A 17535-nucleotide genomic window follows, 5' to 3' on the forward strand; every position below is an offset into this window, starting at 1 on the left:
GCCCGCCGCGGCCCCCAACAGGGAGACAGATCCATGACCGCCAGCCGCCTGGCTGCTCGCCGCACGCTTGCGACGACCTCCGCCCTCGCCCTTGCTCTCGGCTGGGCGATCGCGCCCGCCGCCGCGCAGACCAATCCGATCCCCGGCGACCGCAACGTCGCGCCTTCGTCGGCGGCGGTCGAACCCAAGACGCCCGCCGAAACCCCGGCCGGCAACCCCGGCGGCCAAACGAACGCTCCCGTCGCCACCAACCAGGACCTGACGCAGCAGGACGGCAACAATCCCGAAGCCGCGCCGGACGACATCCTGGTCGTCGGCACCCGCGCCTCGCTGCAATCGGCGATCGCGCGCAAGCGCGCGGCCAACACGGTCGTCGACTCGATCGTCGCCGACGATATCGCCAGCTTCCCCGACAAGAACGTCGGCGATTCCCTCGCCCGCATTACCGGCGTGCAGCTCAGCCGTGATTTCGGCGAGGGTGTCGCCGTGTCGATCCGCGGCGTCGAGCCCGACCTCAACCGCGTCGAGATCAACGGCGTCAGCCAAGCTTCTGCGAACGGCACGCGCGCGGGCGATTTCCGCGAACTCGCCACCGAACTCGTCAAGTCGATCGACGTCTACAAAGGCTATGCAGTCAACCTGACCGAGGGCGGCCTCGGCGGCACCGTGTCCATCGAGACCCGCAAGCCGCTGGAACTCAAGAAGCCGCTGGGCAGCGTCGTCTTCTCCGAACAGCATCTCGACCTGACGCAGGACTGGCGTCCGCGTGGCACCGTAATCCTCGGCACCCCCAAGTTCCTGACCGAAGGCTTGGGCGTGCTGCTCAACGTCACCTACGACGACAAGTCGACGCGCCAGGATTTTGCCAGCAACACCAACTACAACCGCCTGGCGGACTTCGACCATTCGGATCAGAAGACGGTGGCCGATCCGCTCTATTCCAACTTCAACACCTATGCGAGCTGCGCGGGCGTCGGCGGCCAGAACACGTCCAACGCCACCGCGCGGCGGCTCGCCTGCGAAACGCAGTTCTTCGACTGGGCGCCGACGGTACCGCGCTATCGTACCCTGGTCCGCCGCGACAAGCGCATCTCGGGCGACCTGACCGTCCAATATGAAGTCGCGCCCAATCTCCGCATCTATGGAGAGGCCAACATCAACAACCGTAACCAGCGGTTGTTCGACACCAACTATTCTCTCGATCTCGGCCGCTTCCAGCGCTTCCAGCTCGATCCGACGCTGCCCGCCGGGCTGAATGGCGCCACATCGCGGCCGCAGGTGGTGCAAAGCAGCGCGACGGTGGACGCGAACCACGTCGTCACCAGCTACACCACCGCACTCAATCCGGTGAACATCGGCACAGCCGCCGCGCCGAACTACAGCGGTTCGAGCAACATCCTCGGCGTACAACGCCGCGATTTCCAGTATGATCAACAGTCGCGCTACTACATCGGCGGCTTCGACTGGGATTTCGACCGCATCCAGGTGAAGGGGCTCGTCTCACGCTCCACGGCGAAGACCAACGGGCAAACAAACCTCGTCGGGCTGTCGACCGGCATTTCGGGCGTTTCGGTCGATACGCGCAACGATCTCGGCATTCCGGTCTTCACCTATCCGAGCACGATCGACCCAGCCGACCCCAGCATCTACACCAATTTCACCCGTCCGGGTAACAACCTCGGCCTCGCCGGGCCGACCGTGCAATATCGCCCGACCTACACCAGCAACACCGAAGACCAGATCAAGCTCGACGTCGATTGGCAGGTCGAACTGGGGCCGCTCAAGAGCATCGAATATGGCGGCCAGTTCCGCAGCCAGGACTATGTGCTCTACAACGGCGGCGGCACGCGTCTGCTCAGTGCGCCGGGCGCCACGCCGCTGACGTACCAGACAAGCGCCAACGTCTCGTACACGACCAACATCGTGCCGGTGGTGACCGCCCGCTCGACCCCCACGGGCACCATCGGTAGCGGCGGCTACACCAACCAGCTGACGCCGGCGGAATATGCCTCGCTGCTCACCTCGCTCGGTGCGACCAGTGGCGGCGCACCATTGTTCACCGGCCTGCAGGGCGCACCATCCGCGATCCCCGGGCGTATCGCCTTCGCCAATTTCAACTCGGCGCTGCTCGCCCAATATTACGACCTGTCCGGCTTCGATCAGGATTTGCTGTTCCAGGCCAACGGCCTGCCGCAGATCCCGCAGGCGAAGATCTCCGAAAAGATCGCCTCGGGCTATCTGATGGGCAATCTGGATACGCAGGTGTTCGGCATGCATCTCACCGGCAATGCCGGCGTTCGCTATACCTACACACGTGATACCGGCGTCGGAACGAACATCGCGCGCGTCACCCGCTTCACGGCGACCGGTGGTACCGAGACGGTCATCCTGACGTCGCAGCAGCTTTCGCTGACCAACAGCTACCACGACATCCTGCCCGCGTTCAACGCGGCCCTCGAGATCACGCCGGACCTCGTGCTGCGGGCAAACTGGGCAAAGAACCTCGCCCGGCCCAAGCCGCTCGACCTCGTTCCCAACATCAACTGCCTCGACGATGCGACGATTGCGGCGGCCAACGACACGTGCACGGCCGGTAACCCGGCGCTGGTCCCGTATCGCGCCGACCAGTGGGAAGCGAACCTCGCTTGGTATCCCAATCGCGATACGCTCATCAGCGTCGGCTATTACAAGAAGTATGAGAAGAGCTTCGTCGTTCCCAACGTGACCCGCAGCAACGTCGACCTGTTCCAGGACGGCCTGCTCTACACGGTGCGCCAGCCGATCAACGGGTTCGGCGCGCTGCTCGACGGTGTCGAGGTCAACGCCCAGACCGCGCTCACCTTCCTGCCCAAGCCGTTCGACGGCCTCGGCATCTCGGGGAACGCTACCTATGCCCGGGCGATCCGCACCAACCTGACCAACACCGCAACCGGTCAGCCCCTCGACGAATATCCCGGCCTGTCGAAATGGACGTACAACGCCAGCGTGTTCTACGACAAAGGTTGGCTGAACGCGCGGCTGGCGTACAATTACCGGTCGGACTGGCTGGTGATCGTCGCCGATTCGAACAACGGCAACAATCCGATCTACCGAAAGGGCGAAGGGTATCTCGACGGCAAGATCACCTTCCGCTTCCCGGAATGGCATTACAGCCTGTTCATGGAGATGCAGAACATCAACAAGGAATATTCCAAGAGCTATATCAAGAACATCGGCACATCGGAGGTCTATTACCCCGGGCAGCGCTTCTTTGCCGGCTTCCAGCTGAAGTTCTAGAACCGTTCCTCCCCGCGACCGGTCGTTTCTGCGAACGACCGGTCGCTTCGTCGATTGCCAGGATGTAAGAAGGCGTCCTAAGGAGTGGGCATGAAAGCTTCCGTGGCAACCATCGAGAAACCCGACGCCGCCGGTTCGGTCGGCGCAGGCAGCCAGACGCTGATGCGCGGGCTCGACCTGATCGAGGCGGTCAGCCATGAGGTGCTGTCCTTGAGCGAACTCGCCGCCAAGCTCGACCTCACCAAGAGCACCACGCACCGCCTGCTGTCGGCCTTGGTCGACCGCGGCTATCTCGCTTTCACCCCGCGCTCAGGCTACCGGCTGGGGCCGAAGCTGCTGCTGCTCGGCACGCTGGCACAGGCGCAGGCCGATCTCGTCCAGGTCGCGCGGCCCTATCTCGAGGAGCTTGCCGCCGCGACGGAGGATACGGTGCATCTGGGCGTTTTCGACGGGGATTTCGCGCTCTACCTCGACAAGGTGCCCGGCCGCCGCCGCATCACCATTTCGAGCCGCGTCGGCGACCGCCAGCCGTTGAGCTCCACCGGGCTCGGCAAGGCGCTGATGATCGATTCCTCCCCGGCCTATTGGCAGGAGCGGTTCGCGGCCGACCAGGCGGCGGGCGCGATGAAGGCCGATGCCATGGTCTGGACGCAGCGGATGGAGGGCTATGCCAAGGCCGGCCGCGCCTTCGACCTCGAGGAGAACGAGGACCAGATCCGCTGCGTCGCCGCGCCGATCCGCGATGCCGCCGGCAAGATCGTCGCCGCGATCAGCGTGTCGAGCGCCGCGCAATATATGAGCGACGATCGCATGACGACGCTGACCGACGAGGTGCGCGGCACGGCGGACGCGATCAGCCACGAACTCGGCTTCGAGCCGCAGACGGACTAATCCCCTCAAGGAGAATGCAATGTTGCTCGAAGGCAAGACGGTGCTGGTCACCGGCGCGTCGGCCGGGATCGGCCGCGCCGTGGCGATCGGCTGCGCAGCCCATGGCGCCGACGTGGCGCTGAACTTCAGCCGCGATGTCGACGGCGCCAATGCCGCGGTCGCCGAGATCGAGGCGCTGGGTCGCAAGGGCATCGCGATCCAGGGCGACGTATCCGACCCCGCCACCGCCACCGCCTTCGTCGCGCAGGCGGTAGAGGCGCTCGGCCGCGTCGACGTGTTTGTCAACAACGCCGGCATCTGCCCCTTCCACGCCTTCCTCGACATGCCGGTCGAGACGTTCGAGCGAACGATGCGCGTCAACCTGCACGGCGCCTATTTCATGGTGCAGGCGGCGGCGAACCAGATGGTGAAACAGGGCGATGGCGGCTCGATCATCGCCATGTCGTCGATCTCGGCGCTGGTCGGCGGCGAGTACCAGACGCATTACACGCCCACCAAGGCCGGCCTGCATTCGCTGATGCAGTCGGTCGCGATCGCGCTCGGCAAGCACGGCATCCGCTGCAACTCGCTGTTCCCCGGCACCATCCTCACCGACATCAACAAGGAAGACCTCGCCGATCAGGGCAAGCGCGCGTACATGGAAGGGCGCATTCCCCTGGGCCGCCTCGGCCAGCCCGACGACCTGGTCGGCCCCACCGTCTTCCTCGCTTCCGACCTGTCGAACTACGTCACCGGCGCCTCGCTGCTGGTCGACGGCGGCATGTACGTGAACCTGCAATAAGGATCGGGCTGCCATGCCGACCCGTCGCGACGCGATCCTCGGCATGGCCGCCTTCCTCCCCTTCCCCACGCATGCCGCCGCGACGATCGACGTGCGCGACCATGGCGCGCGCGGCGACGGGCGCGCGATCGACAGCGCCGCCTTCAACGCCGCCATCGCCGCCGCCGCCGCGCGCCCGCATGGCGGCACCGTCGTCGTGCCTGCGGGGCGCTACCGTTGCTATTCGATCCGCCTGCGCAGCCACGTCACCCTGGCGCTAGCCGAGGGTGCGGTGATCGAGGCCGCAGCCGGCACCGGCTACGACCTGCCCGAAGACAATGGCGAGCAACTTTATCAGGACTTCGGCCACAGCCACTGGCGCAACAGCCTGATCTGGGGCGAGGATGTCGATCAGATCGCGATCCTCGGCCCCGGCCTGATCGATGGCCGCGGCCTCACTCGCGACGGTCCCGGTGCCCGCTGGAAGGCGCAGACCGGCGAACGTCCGCTGTCGATGCGCCAGATGACCGCGGCGGAGATCGCCAGGCTGGAACCCGACGCGGCGCGGATGAACGGCCTCGGCAACAAGGCCATAGCCTTCAAGAACGGCCGCGACATCCGCCTCGCCGGCTTCACCATGGCGAAATGCGGCCATTTCGCCATCCTCGCCACCGGCACGCAGCGCCTGACGATCCAGGACCTCAGCATCGATACCGACCGCGACGGCATCGATCTGGACAGCGTGCGCGACGTGCTGGTCGAGCGCTGCCGCGTCAACACGCCCAACGACGACGCTATCGTCGTCAAGAGCAGCTATGCGCTCGGCCGCGCGGCAGCGGCGGAGAACGTCACCATCCGCCATTGTGCGGTCAGCGGCTACGATCTCGGCACGATGCTCGACGGCAGCCGCCGCACCACGCAAGCGATGGCGCCCGACCGTGATCGACCGACCGGGCGGATCAAGCTCGGCACCGAAAGCAACGGCGGCTATCGCAACATCCGCATCGAGGATTGCAGCTTCCACCATTGCCGTGGCCTTGCGCTGGAGACGGTCGACGGCGGGGTGATGGAGAATGTGATCGCGCGCCGGCTAACGATGCACGATGTCACCACCGCGCCCCTCTTCCTGCGCATCGGCGACCGCCGCCGCGGGCCGGCCGGCACCGGCGTCGGCGCGATCCGCGGCGTGACGCTGGGCGAGATCAGCGCGACCGGCATCGATCATCGCTTCGCCGCGACGATCGCCGGCCTGCCCGGCCACAGGATCGAGGACGTGACGCTTCGCGACATCCACCTGAGCTATGCCGGTGGCGGCACCACCGCGGATGCGGCGCGGCGGCCGGAGGACCTCGCCTCCGCCTATCCCGAACCGAGCATGTTCGGCGTCACGCCCGCCTGGGGCCTGTGGGCGCGCCACGCGCGTGGCCTCACCATCCGCGGCCTGTCGCTCGCCACCGTGGCCCCCGATGCGCGCCCGCCCTTCGCAACCGAGGATGTCGTCGACCTGCATGTCACCGGCACGCCGCTCTGGCGCGGTTAGCGTTTGACCTCAGGCCGATAAGCCATTACCAAATCCTACAGACCAATACCACATAATGGGCTGGAGGGGTGAGCATGGCGATCCACGCATTCAAGATGCAGCTGAAGCCCGGCGTGGTCGACGAATATCGCCGCCGCCACGATGCAATCTGGCCCGAACTGTCCGCGCTGCTCACCGACAGCGGCATCCACGATTATTCGATCTTCCTCGACGAAGTGACGCTGTCGCTGTTCGCGGTGCTCAAGCTCGCCGACGACAACCGGCAGGCGGAACTGCCCGATCATCCCGTGATGAAGCGCTGGTGGGATTACATGGCGCCGCTGATGGAGGTGGAGGCGGACAACCGCCCGGTGGAAACCGCGCTGCCGCTGATCTTTCACCATGATTGATCGGAACGCCGCTCCTTCCTCTTCGTCACCCCGGACTCGTTCCGGGGTCCACGGTGCAGCAGGCTCAGGGCAAGAGGCTCTAGCCGTTTCGCTCGCCGCAAGGTGGACCCCGGAACGGGTCCGGGGTGACGGATGGAAATCGGGGCGGCGCCTGGCCCTGATCTCCGCGGCCCTTCTCGCCACCACCGCGCACGCCCAGACCGCGCGTCCGACCGAAAACCTCGCCGCGCCGGTCAAGACCTTCGGCCGGGTCAGCTATGACGCACGCTCGCTGATGATCGACGGCAAGCGGCAGGTGATCTGGTCGGCGGAATTCCACCCCTTCCGCCTGCCCAGCCCCGACCTGTGGCGCGACATCCTGCAAAAGCTGAAGGCAAGCGGCTTCAACACCGTCGCGCTCTATTTCGACTGGGGGTATCATAGCCCCAAGCAGGGCGTGTACGACTTCACCGGCATCCGCGACATGGACCGGGTGCTGACGATGGCGCAGGAGGAGGGGCTCTACGTCATCACCCGCGCCGGGCCGTACGTGAACGCGGAGCTGTCGCGCGGCGGCTTTCCAGGCTGGCTGGTCAACCAGCGCGGCCGTGCGCGGACCGACGATCCCGCCTATCTCGCCGCGGTCGACGAATGGCTCGGCCATATCGACGCGATCATCGCCCGCCACCAGATCAATAACGGCGGATCGGTGATCCTCCACCAGATCGAGAACGAGCTGGCGCTGACTACCCCGGCTCAGCGCCGCTATATGGACCACCTGTACGCCAAGGCGCGGGCCGACGGCATCACCGTGCCGCTGTTCCACAACGACCAGGGTCGCAACGGCTATTGGGTGCCGGAATCGTCCAAGGTCGAGAACGTCGTCCACGGCCCCAACGACCTCTACGCCTTCGACGGCTATCCCGGCGGCACCTGCACCGTGGGCGGCAAGCCGACGCGCGGCTCCCCCGCGCCCGACTGGGGCTATTACGGTCCCGGCGGGGCGAAGGGCGGTGCCTCCGCCTCGCCCGACACCCCCGCCTTTCTTGCAGAGTTCGGCGGCGGCTGGTTCGATTACTGGGGGTCGAACGGCGGCTACGAATGCAACGCGATCCAGCGCGGCAAGCGCTTCCAGCGCGTGTTCTACGGCACCAACCTCGCCAACGGCATCGACATCCAGAGCGTCTACATGGGCTATGGCGGCACCAGCTGGGGCTGGCTGCCCGCGCCGGTGGTGTTCACCAGCTACGATTATGGCTCGGCCATCTCCGAGGATCGCGAACTGCGGCCCAAAGCGGAGGAGATGAAGCAGCTGGGCGGCCTGATCGCCAGCGTGCCCGACCTTGCCGGCATGGTGCCGGCCAGTCCCGCTACTGCCTCCTCATCCGCCGTGCAGGTCTACCACGATCGCAGCCCGGAGAGCGACGCCCGCTTCCTGATGGTGACGCACAACCCGTCGAACGGCACGGGCGACGACCGCTTCACCATCACCGCCGACCTGCCCGACGGCCGCTACACCTTTCCTGCCGCCGAGCCGATGCGGCTGAACGGCTTCGATGCGAAATGGCTGGTCGCCGGCGTGACGCTCGGCGGGCAGCGGCTGGTCTATTCGACGTCCGAGTTGCAGGCCGCGCTCACCATGAGCGGCGCCGACGTGCTGCTGCTCTACGGCCGCACCGGTGAGAGTGGCGAGACGGTGCTGCGCTATGCCTCGGCGCCGCAGGTGCGCGTGCTCGAAGGCACGGTCACCAGCCGGTTCGACGCGGCCAAGGGCGACCTGCGCCTCGATTATCCGCATCGGGGCCGCAGCGTCGTGGCGATCACCGGCGGCGGCCGCCCGCCGCTGACTTTGATCCTCGCCGACGAGGCGGAGGGCGCACGCTACTGGCGGCAGGGTGCCGCGCTGGTCCGCGGCCCCGCCCTGCTGCGCAGCGTACGTATCGATGGCAGCACGCTCGCACTTGCCGGCGACACGCGCGAGGCGACGCCGCTCGAGGTGTGGTCGGGCGCCAGGCAGATCCGCTGGAACGGCCGGCGGATCGCGACCCGCACCACCGCGATCGGCAGCCGCATCACCACGCAGCCGCTCGCCGGCCCCGCCGCATTCACCCTTCCCGCCCTCGAATGGCGCACCGCCTACGGCTCGCCCGAGGCGCAGCCCGGCTTCGACGACAGCCGCTGGCAGGCGACCGAGGGCAAGCCCTACGCCAGCATCACCGCGCGGCCCGATGGCCAGCCCAATCTGTCGATGGATGCCTATGGCTTCCACGATGGCGACGTCTGGTATCGTGGCCGCTTCACCGGCACACCCGATGCAAAACAGATCGCGCTGTTCTACGGCGCCGGCGGATCGGGGATGGTGCAGGTGTGGCTCGACGGCCGGTTCGTCGGCCAGAACGAGCTGCCCGGCGGCCTGCCGCGTCCGATGACCACCGGCACCGCCCGGTTCGACCTGCCGGACTCCGCGCAGACCCCGCAGGAGCACGTGCTCAGCATCATGGTCCGCAACAACGGCCATAACTGGGATCTCGACAGCGACGATGCGCACAAGGAGGCGCGCGGCCTGATCTCCGCATCGCTGGAGGCACCGGGCGGGCGCAGCTTCGCCGTGCCGATCGCGTGGCGGATCCAGGGCAAGGCGGGCGGCGAGGACCTGCCCGATTCCGCCCGCGGCCCCGCCAACAACGGCGGCCAGTACGGCGAGCGCGAAGGCTGGCACCTTCCCGGTTTCGACGATGCCGGCTGGCAGGCCGCGCCGACCAGCGTCCGGCCCGGCACCACCTGGTACCGCAGCCGCTTCACCCTTGCCCTGCCCAAGGAGCAGGATGCGACGATCGCGGTCGCGTTCGGCGACACGACCGTCCCGCGCTCGGTCGCGCGGTACCGCGCCCTGCTGTTCGTCAACGGCTGGAACATGGGCCAGTTCATCGCCCATGTCGGCCCGCAGCGCGTCTTTCCGATCCCCGAAGGCGTGCTGAACCATCATGGCCCCAACACGATCGCGCTCGCCGTCACCTCCGACGGCGCACCCGGCGACGTGCTGGAGCCGGTGAAACTCGTCACCCTACGCAACGTGCGCGGCGGCATCCCCGTCCGCCCGTCGATCCCACAGGAGAAGTAACTTGGCCGCCCTCACCCACGACGTTCCCCGCCAGGACGTCACCGCCGCCATTCACAAGCTGATGGACAATCTCGTCAACATCAAGGACGAGACGGGCGAATTCCTGCTCCATCTGGACGACGGGCGGATCATCGACACCAAGGGCTGGGCCGGCTGGGAATGGACCCACGGCGTCGGCCTGTTCGGCATGTGGCGCTATTACGAGCAGACCGGCGACCAGGCCGCGCTCGGCATCATCAAGCAATGGTTCGAGGATCGCTTCGCCGAGGGCACGCCGACCAAGAACATCAACACGATGGCGCCGTTCATCACGCTCGCCTACCTCTACGAGCACGAGCCCGATCCGCGCTATATCCCCTATCTCGACACCTGGGCCGAATGGCTGATGGCGCCCGACGGCCTGCCCAAGACCGAGGAGGGCGGCTTCCAGCACATCGTCTACAACGACGAGAATCCGGGCGAGATGTGGGACGACACGCTGATGATGAGCGTGCTGCCGCTCGCCAAGATCGGCCTGCTGCTGAACCGGCCGCACTATGTCGAGGAGGCGAAGCGCCAGTTCCTCGTCCATATCAAGTACCTGTTCGACAAGAAGACCGGCCTGTGGTTCCACGGCTGGGACTTCAACGGCCGGCACAATTTCGCCGAGGCGCTATGGGCGCGCGGCAATTGCTGGGTGACGATCGCGATTCCGGAGATCATCGAGATTCTCGACTTGGCTGAGGGCGATGCGTTCCGCACCTTCCTGATCGACACGCTGGCCGCGCAGGTGAAGACGCTGGCCGAGACGCAGGACCCCGACACCGGCCTGTGGCACACGCTGATCGTCGATCCGTCGAGCTACCTCGAGGCCTCGGCAACCGCGGGCTTCGCCTATGGCATCCTGAAGGGCGTCCGGAAGGGCTATCTGCCGCGCCATTACGAGGCGGTCGGCATCAAGGCGGTGCAGGGCGTGCTCGCCAACATCGACGAGGCGGGCGAACTGAAACAGGTGAGCTTCGGCACCGCGATGGGCGACACCCTGCAATTCTACAAGGACATCGCCTTGACCTCTATGCCCTACGGCCAAAGCCTCGCGATGATCGCGCTGGCCGAATTCCTGCGCACGTACATCTGAGTCACTACCGTCATGCCGGACTTGTTCCGGCATCCACTGCGCCGCGTACCCGCCGGCCTGAGAGCATGCGGCTCGGTGGACCCCGGAACAAGTCCGGGGTGACGATAAGAAGGGGGTGAAGGAGAGTTCCATGGCCACCGACCCCATCGCCGCCCGACCCATCCTGCCCACCGCGCCCACCCGCCCGGTTCGCTGGTACAACCTCCTCGCCTACGGCTCGAACGACGTGCTGGGCGCAGGGTCGATGGCGGTCATCTCGACCTGGATCCTGATCTTCTACACCAGCTTCTGCGGCCTCTCCGCAGCGCAGGCGACGATCATCTTCGGCGTGGCGCGCGTGCTCGACGCGTTCACCAGCCCGCTGATCGGTCACCTCTCCGACAATATCGGTCGAACCGCGCTTGCCCGCCGGTTCGGGCGCCGGCGGTTCTTCATCCTCGCCGCGATCCCGCTTCTCCCCTCGTTCGCGATCATGTGGGTGTCGGGCCAGAGCTTCTGGTACTATCTCGTCACCTACGTCCTGTTCGAGATGGTCTACGCGCTGGAAATCATCCCCTACGAGACGCTCGCCGCCGAAATGGCGACCGACTACAAGACCAAGGCGAAGTTCGCCGGCGCACGCATCCTGTGCGGGCAGGTGTCGGCGATCGGCGCCGCCTTCCTGCCCGGCTGGCTGATCGCCTATCTGGGGCCGGACTCCCCCGACACCTACCTCTACATGGGCATCATCTTCTCCGTGCTGTTCATGGGCGCGGCGGCGCTGCTCTACACCTTCAGCTGGGAGCGGCAGCGCCCGCCCGGCCTCGACGAGGCGGAGGCGAAGGACCGGCCGACGCTGGGCGCCGCCTTCGCCGCGCTGTATCGCAACCTGTTCTCGACGCTGCGCATCCGCGCGTTCCGGCTGCATCTCGGCATGTATCTCGGCGGCTATATCAGCCAGGATATCTACAACGCCGCCTTCACCTATTTCGTGATCTTCGCGCTCGCCGGCACGACGGGCATCGTCGCCAACCTGGTCGGCGTGACGTACATCGTGCAGTTGGTCGCCGTGGTGCTCGCGATCAACTTCGCGCTGCGCCTGTCGCCCGCTGCCGCCTACCGCTTCGCGGCGCTGAGCTTCGCCATCGGCGTCGTCATCTTCCTCGCCATGTATGCCGCCGGCTATGGCGCGACCTCCGCCCTGTTCTGGCTGCCGGTGGTGTTCGCCGGCCTGGGCCGCGGCGCGCTCAACTACATCCCTTGGGCGACGTACAATTACATGGCCGACGTCGACGAGATCGTTACCGGCCGCCGCCGCGAAGGCGCGTTCGCCGGGGTCATGACCTTCGTGCGCAAGATGAGCCAGGCGCTCGCCGTCATCCTCGTCGGGCAGGTGATGCAGGCCTCGGGCTTCGTCTCCAAGGCGACCGTGCAGAGCCCGACCGCGATCGCCGCGATCGTCGGCGTGCTCGGCGCGGGAACGCTGGCGATGCTGGTGTTCGGCGTGGCTGTCTCGACCCGTTTCCGCCTGACGCCGCGGACCCATGCGATCCTGCTCGACGAGATCGAACGCTTCCGCGCCGGCGAACGGCATCCGGCGGATGCGGAGCATGCGCGGGTGGTGGAGGATCTGTCGGGCTGGTCCTACAACCGGCTGTGGGGCAACAACCCGGTGGCGGCGGCGAAGAAATAACAACCCTCGTCATCCCGGCGCACGCCGGGATCCATGGACAGCGCGCCAACAGCGTCGGCGCGCACCACCGGTGGCATACCCGCCATGGATCCCGGCATTCGCCGGGATGACGGAAAGGTGAGATGGGAAAGGTGGGGAGCTTCTGTTGCCCGGTGCTCCCCGTACCGCTGGAATCCCCTTCTGTTGCCCGGTGGGGTCCGACCGCGCTATCTTGGTGTAACCTTAGGCCGTGAGGCCCTCAGTTACGCCGCAATCGCGAGTGCTTCGTTATCGTTGGCACTTGTGTAATGGGCCGTTGCGGTGGTCCCATTCCGAGCGAAAGACAGCGCTTTTCAACACACGTCGATCCTAGTTCGGCCCCATCAGCTGAGCCGCTTGGTCGGCACGCTTCATGCGTGTCGATCTAGCGGCTCATGTGGTGGAGCCGCCGGGTACTGCCCCCGGGTCCGCTGCGCCTATTTAACGCCACCGTTTATCGCCATAGCCGGCTGGAAGCCGGCCCGACCGATATAGGCGCGATGCCGCGCCGCTGCAATCCACGCCTTTCGCTCGCCACATTATAGGGCCATAGGCGACCCATCATGTTGACCCAGCGTTCCCGCTACGCGCTGCGCGCGATGCTGTTCCTTGCCGAAGCGCCCGCCGCCACGCCGCCGATCCCCATGGGCCGGATCGCGACCGCCGCGAACGTGCCGCGCAAGTTCCTGGAGCTGATCCTCGCCGACCTGCGCGACGCCGGCCTGCTCAGCAGCACGCGCGGCAAGATGGGCGGCTACGTCCTCGCCCGCCCCGCGCATCTCATTTCGCTGGGCGAGGTGATCCGCGTGATCGAAGGACCGCTGGCGCTCGTCCCCTGCGTCAGCCGCACCGCCTACCGCCCCTGCAACGACTGCAAGAGCGAGGCGGACTGCGCCATCCGCCACGCGATGATGCGCGTGCGCGACGAGACCGCGCGCATCCTCGACGGCACCAGCCTCGCCGATGCGACGGCGGAGCAGCTGGTCGCGGCGTAGATCGTTCACGTCCTCCCCCGCCAGGGGGAGGTGGCAGCGAAGCTGACGGAGGGGGAGGTAGGCGACGCACGTCGTGCTTGCGGAGACGCCCCCTCCACCACGCCCTACGGGCGCGGCCCCCTCCCCCCTCGCTAAAGCGGGGGAGAAATGAGGTTACACCCGCGGCCGCGCCTTCAGTTCATCGCGGATTTCGCGCAGCAGCGTGATGTCCGCCGGCTCGGCGGCCTTGGGCGCTTCCGGCTTCGGCATCAGCTTGTTCACCGCGCGCACCAGCAGGAAGATGATGAAGGCGACGATCAGGAAATTCGCCGCCTGGGTGATGAACTCGCCATAGCCGAGCAGCGGCACGCCCGCCTTCTTGAGCGCGGCATAGTCGGTCAGCGAGCCGGTGTAGTTCGCCGGCACCGGCCCCATGCGCAGGAAATAGCCGGAAAAATCGAGGCCGCCGAAGATCTTGCCGATCACCGGCATGATGACGTCCTCGGTCAGCGAGGTGACGATCTTGCTGAACGCCGCGCCGATGATGACCGCGACGGCCAGGTCGAGCACGTTGCCGCGCGCGATGAACGTCTTGAATTCCTTGAACATGACCGCCCTTTCCTCGTTATCCGATGAGGTTGCCCGAGGTTAGGGGGCGTTTTCCCCTTCGCCAAGCCCGCCTGCTGTCCTATATGGATAGCACAGATACACCCAGGAGGATGTTCATGCCGTCGCTTCGCCCCGTTGCCGCCTTCGCCCTTGCCGCCGTCGCGAGCGGCTCGCTGGCCGGCTGCGGCATCAACTCGGTGCCGACTGCGGAAGAGAACGCCAAGGCGCGCTGGGCCGATGTCGAGAACCAGTATCAGCGCCGTGCCGACCTGATCCCCAACCTCGTCGCCACGGTGAAGGCCGCCGGCGCGCAAGAGAAGGATATCCTCACCCAGGTGACGCAGGCCCGCGCCAGCGCCAACCAGGTCAAGGTGTCGGGCGACCAGCTGAGCGACCCCGCCAAGGTCCAGGCCTTCGAACGCGCACAGGGTGCCGTCACGCTGTCGCTGCAGCGGTTGCAGGAGGCCTATCCGGAGCTCAAGAGCCAGGGCAATTACACCACGCTGATGAGCCAGCTGGAAGGCACCGAGAACCGGATCACCATCGCCCGCACCGATTACAACACGGCCGTGCAGGCGTATAACACCCGCATCCGCACCTTCCCCGACGCCGTCGGCGCGAAGATCTTCTACGGTGCCAAGCCCCTCACCCCGTTCGCCGCAACTTCGCCGAACGCAGAGGTGGCACCGAGCGTCAACTTCGGGAATGCGAGCTGACGGCGATGACCGCCCTCGTCCGGGCGCTCGCCATCTGGCGGGCGGCGATGCTGCTGATGCTGGCGGGACTGATCGTCTCGCCCGCATCGGCGCAGACCTTTCCCAAGTTCACCGGCCTCGTGGTGGATGATGCCAATGTGCTGACGCCCGAGCAGGAGGCGGCGCTGACGGCGAAGCTCGAGGCGGTCCAAAAGGATACCAAGCGGCAGCTGGTCGTCGCGACGATCGCCGACCTGCAAGGCTATCCGCAGGAAGACTACGGTTACAAGCTTGGCCGCGATTGGGGTGTCGGCCTGCGTGACGTGAACAACGGCGTCGTCCTGTTCATCGCGCCCAATGCGCCCGCGGGCCAGCGCGGTGCCCGGATCGAAGTCGGACGCGGCCTCGAACCGATCATCACCGATGCGCTGTCAAGCGTCATCATCAACCAAGACATGCTGCCGCAGTTGAAGGCCGGTGATATCGCCGGCGGGCTCAATGCAGGCGTCGATGCCCTTGCCCAACAGCTGCGCGCCTCCCCGGAGGAAGCGCAGGCCCGGCTGGATGCCGCGACGAAGCAGTTCGATCAGGCGCATCGCCGCACCTCGGCAAACCGCAACGGCGGCGGCGTGCCGTTCGGGCTGATCGTCTGGGCGGTCATCCTGCTGTTCGTGCTGGTCCCGTTGATCCGCGGGCGGCGTCGAGCAGGGCCATGGGGCCGACGCTACGACGATGGCGGCGGCAGCGCGCTGCCGATCGTCTTGTGGGGCATCGCCAACGAGATCGGTCGATCCTCGCACAGCGGCGGTGGCTGGGGGAGCGGTGGCGGCGGCTGGGGTGGCGGCGGCGATTCCGGGCGCAGCGACGGCAGTTGGGGCGGCGGCGGCTTCACCGGCGGTGGTGGCGGCGACTTCGGAGGCGGTGGCGCCTCGGGGAGCTGGTGAGATGCGGCTGACCGATGCCGATCGGACGCGGGTCGCCGCGGCGGTGGCCGAGGCGGAGCGGGACACCGCAGGCGAGATCGTCACCGTGGTCGCGCGCCGGTCCGACGCCTATCACGACGTCGCGCTGCATTGGGCGGTGCTGGCGATGTTGCTGGTGTTGGCCTTGCTGGCGCTGATGCCGGGCGTGGCGGTATGGCTGCATGGCCTCGTCGCCGATCCATGGGACGGCGCACCGGCACCGGGCGGGCTGTTCACCGTCGCCCTGCTGCTGCTCGCCGCGACCTTCCTGATCGTGCGCGTCATCCTCGCCTATCGGCCGCTGCGCATGGCGTTGACGCCGGGCAGCACTGCCGGACGCCGCGTCCATGCCCGCGCGCTGACGCTGTTCCGCGCCAGTGCCGAGGCGCGCACGCGCGATGCCACCGGCGTCCTCCTCTACCTGTCGCTCGACGAGCACCGGGCGGAAATCATCGCCGACGCCGCGATCCATTCGCGCGTCACCCCCGATGTGTGGGGCGCGGCGATGGCGGCGCTGATCGCCGCGACGCGCGACGGCCGGCCGGGCGACGGCATGGCCGAGGCGGTGCGCCAGATCGGCCTCGTCCTCGCCGAGCATTTTCCGCCGCGGACCGACGACACCAACGAACTGCCGGACCGTTTGATCGAGCTATGACCACCGACACCGTCTGGGAGGGCAAGTACCTCTCCGTCCGCAAAGCGGGCACCTGGGAATATGCCGAGCGCAAGGGGCGCATCACCGCCGCGGTGATCGTCGCGATCGACGCGCAGGGGCAGTTGCTGCTCGTCGAGCAACATCGCGTGCCACTCGGGCGGACCTGCCTGGAACTGCCCGCCGGCCTCGTCGGCGACGACAGCGCCGGCGAAAGCGTCGCGGAAGCCGCACGCCGCGAGCTGGAGGAAGAAACGGGCTATCACGCCGCCGTGGTCGAGGAGCGCGGCGAGTTCTTCTCCTCCCCCGGCATGACCTCCGAAAGCTTCACGCTGGTGCTGGCGACCGGTCTGACCCGCACCGGCGAAGGCGGCGGCGACGAACAGGAGAACATCACCGTCCACCGCGTCGCACCGGAAGCGGTGCAGGGCTTCGTCGCCGCCAAGCGCCGCGAGGGCGTGGCTATCGATGCCAAGATGCTGCTGCTGCTCGGCAGCGGCCTGATCGCCGAAGTGACGGGCGAGCCGGTCGCCTGAAGCGCATCGGGGCTCCTGCTTCCGCAGGAGCGCCGTCAGCGGCTTGTCACTGCCTCAACGAAAATTGTCGGCGTAGGCCTGCAACTTGAGCTTTGGCTTGGGTGCCGGGACCAGCTCGTAGTCGAAGCCCTGCGCCTCGCAATAGGCGACCGCGGCTTCCTGCGTCGGGAAGCTGAGGCGAACCTGTTCGCGGGTGTCGCCGCTGCCTGCCCAGCCGGTGAGCGGGTCGGCGTGCTTGGGCTCGGCGGGTTCAAATTCGAGGCGCCACACCTGCGTCCGGGCTTTGCCGGACTGCATCGCATTCTTGGGGCGCTGGAAGATACGGACGGTAGGCATGGACGTTT

Annotated in this window: 15 protein-coding genes and 1 other RNA gene; 13 read left to right on the forward strand and 3 right to left on the reverse strand. The window is 66.9% G+C overall.

Annotated features, from left to right (window positions below; all coding sequences use genetic code 11):
• Positions 1-33 precede the first annotated feature (33 nt).
• From ACTZQ5_RS05020 to ACTZQ5_RS05055, 8 genes are all read left to right on the forward strand, one after another.
• Complete coding sequence (locus tag ACTZQ5_RS05020) at positions 34-3276, forward strand: TonB-dependent receptor (protein WP_443584058.1); 3243 nt, start codon at positions 34-36, stop codon at positions 3274-3276.
• A 90-nt stretch (positions 3277-3366) separates the two neighbouring features.
• Positions 3367-4167 carry an IclR family transcriptional regulator gene (locus tag ACTZQ5_RS05025; RefSeq protein ID WP_443584059.1) on the forward strand — a complete coding sequence of 267 codons (801 nt, stop codon included), beginning with the start codon at positions 3367-3369 and terminating at the stop codon, positions 4165-4167.
• 19 nt (positions 4168-4186) lie between these two features.
• Complete coding sequence (lra1, locus tag ACTZQ5_RS05030) at positions 4187-4948, forward strand: L-rhamnose 1-dehydrogenase Lra1 (RefSeq protein ID WP_443584060.1); 762 nt, start codon at positions 4187-4189, stop codon at positions 4946-4948.
• 13 nt (positions 4949-4961) lie between these two features.
• Positions 4962-6467, forward strand: coding sequence for a rhamnogalacturonidase (locus tag ACTZQ5_RS05035; RefSeq protein ID WP_443584061.1), 1506 nt, complete (start codon positions 4962-4964; stop codon positions 6465-6467).
• A gap of 74 nt (positions 6468-6541) precedes the next feature.
• Positions 6542-6856 (forward strand): L-rhamnose mutarotase, encoded by a 315-nt coding sequence (rhaM, locus tag ACTZQ5_RS05040; RefSeq protein ID WP_443584062.1) that lies wholly within the window; start codon positions 6542-6544, stop codon positions 6854-6856.
• Positions 6857-7130: 274 nt separating this feature from the next.
• Positions 7131-9956 carry a beta-galactosidase gene (locus ACTZQ5_RS05045; protein WP_443584063.1) on the forward strand — a complete coding sequence of 942 codons (2826 nt, stop codon included), beginning with the start codon at positions 7131-7133 and terminating at the stop codon, positions 9954-9956.
• A 1-nt stretch (position 9957) separates the two neighbouring features.
• Positions 9958-11073, forward strand: a complete 1116-nt coding sequence (gene bglB / locus ACTZQ5_RS05050) for a beta-galactosidase BglB (protein ID WP_443584064.1) — start codon at positions 9958-9960, stop codon at positions 11071-11073.
• A 130-nt stretch (positions 11074-11203) separates the two neighbouring features.
• Positions 11204-12745 (forward strand): MFS transporter, encoded by a 1542-nt coding sequence (locus tag ACTZQ5_RS05055; protein ID WP_443584065.1) that lies wholly within the window; start codon positions 11204-11206, stop codon positions 12743-12745.
• A gap of 168 nt (positions 12746-12913) precedes the next feature.
• Here ACTZQ5_RS05055 and ssrA read toward each other — a convergent pair.
• Positions 12914-13284: a transfer-messenger RNA gene (gene ssrA, locus ACTZQ5_RS05060) on the reverse strand.
• Positions 13285-13326: 42 nt separating this feature from the next.
• Here ssrA and ACTZQ5_RS05065 point away from each other — a divergent pair.
• Positions 13327-13758, forward strand: a complete 432-nt coding sequence (locus ACTZQ5_RS05065; protein ID WP_443584066.1) for an RrF2 family transcriptional regulator — start codon at positions 13327-13329, stop codon at positions 13756-13758.
• A 153-nt stretch (positions 13759-13911) separates the two neighbouring features.
• Here the strand turns inward: ACTZQ5_RS05065 and mscL are convergent, their stop codons facing one another.
• On the reverse strand, positions 13912-14346 hold the full coding sequence (mscL, locus tag ACTZQ5_RS05070) for a large conductance mechanosensitive channel protein MscL (protein WP_443584067.1): 435 nt from the start codon (positions 14344-14346) through the stop codon (positions 13912-13914).
• A 110-nt stretch (positions 14347-14456) separates the two neighbouring features.
• Here mscL and ACTZQ5_RS05075 point away from each other — a divergent pair, with 110 nt between their 5' ends.
• From ACTZQ5_RS05075 to ACTZQ5_RS05090, 4 genes are read left to right on the forward strand one after another with little or no spacing between them, the layout of a single operon-like run.
• Positions 14457-15062 carry a LemA family protein gene (locus ACTZQ5_RS05075; RefSeq protein WP_443584068.1) on the forward strand — a complete coding sequence of 202 codons (606 nt, stop codon included), beginning with the start codon at positions 14457-14459 and terminating at the stop codon, positions 15060-15062.
• A gap of 5 nt (positions 15063-15067) precedes the next feature.
• Entirely contained in the window at positions 15068-15985 is a 918-nt protein-coding gene (locus ACTZQ5_RS05080) for a TPM domain-containing protein (RefSeq protein ID WP_443584069.1), read from the forward strand.
• A gap of 1 nt (position 15986) precedes the next feature.
• Positions 15987-16658, forward strand: coding sequence for a TPM domain-containing protein (locus ACTZQ5_RS05085; RefSeq protein WP_443584070.1), 672 nt, complete (start codon positions 15987-15989; stop codon positions 16656-16658).
• Positions 16655-17191 (forward strand): NUDIX hydrolase, encoded by a 537-nt coding sequence (locus tag ACTZQ5_RS05090; protein ID WP_443584071.1) that lies wholly within the window; start codon positions 16655-16657, stop codon positions 17189-17191. The genes ACTZQ5_RS05085 and ACTZQ5_RS05090 overlap by 4 nt, the downstream gene beginning before the upstream one ends.
• Positions 17192-17245: 54 nt before the next feature.
• Here ACTZQ5_RS05090 and ACTZQ5_RS05095 read toward each other — a convergent pair whose 3' ends face one another.
• A complete protein-coding gene (locus tag ACTZQ5_RS05095; protein ID WP_443584072.1) occupies positions 17246-17527 on the reverse strand; it encodes an ETC complex I subunit in 282 nt (93 codons plus the stop codon).
• Between the last annotated feature and the right edge of the window lie 8 nt (positions 17528-17535).

Source organism: Sphingomonas cellulosilytica (genome assembly GCF_052321755.1).
In the GTDB taxonomy this organism is placed as follows: Bacteria; Pseudomonadota; Alphaproteobacteria; order Sphingomonadales; family Sphingomonadaceae; genus Sphingomonas.

Coding starts and splice junctions, on each gene's coding strand:
- ACTZQ5_RS05025 (WP_443584059.1), top strand. CDS start 3,367: ATGAAAGCTTCCGTGGCAACCATCGAGAAACCCGACGCCGCCGGTTCG.
- ACTZQ5_RS05085 (WP_443584070.1), top strand. CDS start 15,987: ATGCGGCTGACCGATGCCGATCGGACGCGGGTCGCCGCGGCGGTGGCC.
- ACTZQ5_RS05035 (WP_443584061.1), top strand. CDS start 4,962: ATGCCGACCCGTCGCGACGCGATCCTCGGCATGGCCGCCTTCCTCCCC.
- ACTZQ5_RS05075 (WP_443584068.1), top strand. CDS start 14,457: ATGTTCATGCCGTCGCTTCGCCCCGTTGCCGCCTTCGCCCTTGCCGCC.
- ACTZQ5_RS05055 (WP_443584065.1), top strand. CDS start 11,204: ATGGCCACCGACCCCATCGCCGCCCGACCCATCCTGCCCACCGCGCCC.
- lra1 (WP_443584060.1), top strand. CDS start 4,187: ATGTTGCTCGAAGGCAAGACGGTGCTGGTCACCGGCGCGTCGGCCGGG.
- ACTZQ5_RS05095 (WP_443584072.1), bottom strand. CDS start 17,527: ATGCCTACCGTCCGTATCTTCCAGCGCCCCAAGAATGCGATGCAGTCC.
- ACTZQ5_RS05090 (WP_443584071.1), top strand. CDS start 16,655: ATGACCACCGACACCGTCTGGGAGGGCAAGTACCTCTCCGTCCGCAAA.
- ACTZQ5_RS05020 (WP_443584058.1), top strand. CDS start 34: ATGACCGCCAGCCGCCTGGCTGCTCGCCGCACGCTTGCGACGACCTCC.
- rhaM (WP_443584062.1), top strand. CDS start 6,542: ATGGCGATCCACGCATTCAAGATGCAGCTGAAGCCCGGCGTGGTCGAC.
- mscL (WP_443584067.1), bottom strand. CDS start 14,346: ATGTTCAAGGAATTCAAGACGTTCATCGCGCGCGGCAACGTGCTCGAC.
- ACTZQ5_RS05045 (WP_443584063.1), top strand. CDS start 7,131: ATGATCGACGGCAAGCGGCAGGTGATCTGGTCGGCGGAATTCCACCCC.
- ACTZQ5_RS05065 (WP_443584066.1), top strand. CDS start 13,327: ATGTTGACCCAGCGTTCCCGCTACGCGCTGCGCGCGATGCTGTTCCTT.
- ACTZQ5_RS05080 (WP_443584069.1), top strand. CDS start 15,068: ATGACCGCCCTCGTCCGGGCGCTCGCCATCTGGCGGGCGGCGATGCTG.